The sequence below is a fragment of the Prevotella sp. OH937_COT-195 genome, assembly GCF_003932845.1.
Taxonomy (GTDB): Bacteria; Bacteroidota; Bacteroidia; order Bacteroidales; family Bacteroidaceae; genus Prevotella.
This window is the reverse complement of the sequence record NZ_RQZH01000144.1, coordinates 1-470: the sequence shown is the minus strand read 5'-3', so window position 1 is coordinate 470 and position 470 is coordinate 1. Positions and strand designations below refer to the sequence as shown.

The 470-nt window shown below is 47.0% G+C and carries 1 protein-coding gene; it reads right to left on the bottom strand.

From position 1 onward, the window contains the following. Positions 1-470 (bottom strand): IS982 family transposase (locus EII32_RS11630; RefSeq protein WP_125235480.1); only part of this gene is annotated, 470 nt, incomplete at both ends.

Sequence of the window (470 nt, the reverse complement as noted above, 5' to 3'; positions counted from 1 at the left end):
GCCGAGCATAGATTCATGATGAAGTTGTGTATGGAGCGATGCCTTGAATGCACAAGGTCAGCCTTGTTCTTCAACAGCTCGTTTATGCCCTCCATGATGTATCTCTTCCTGAGCATTATCTTATCCCACATGGGCATGAGTTTGTTCTTCATCTTGGCCTTAAGCCCATGCACAAGGTGAATCCCCCTGTCAAAGAGACTCTCAAATAATTCCCGCTTGATGTATCCCCTGTCGGCAAACACTTTTCCGTATGGCACTTTTGTAAAAACAGACCATACTCTCTTATCCCCGTCATCTACGTTAGCCGGTGTGAGACAGAACGTTATGATGTCCCCCGTGTCGTTGCAGAGCAGATGCGACTTGAAGCCATGACACCACCCCATAGTGCCTTTCCCACTCTTGGCAATCCCCTTAAATACTTTATTGAAGTATCGCCTTACATTATGGCACACCGGTATCATGGTGCTGTC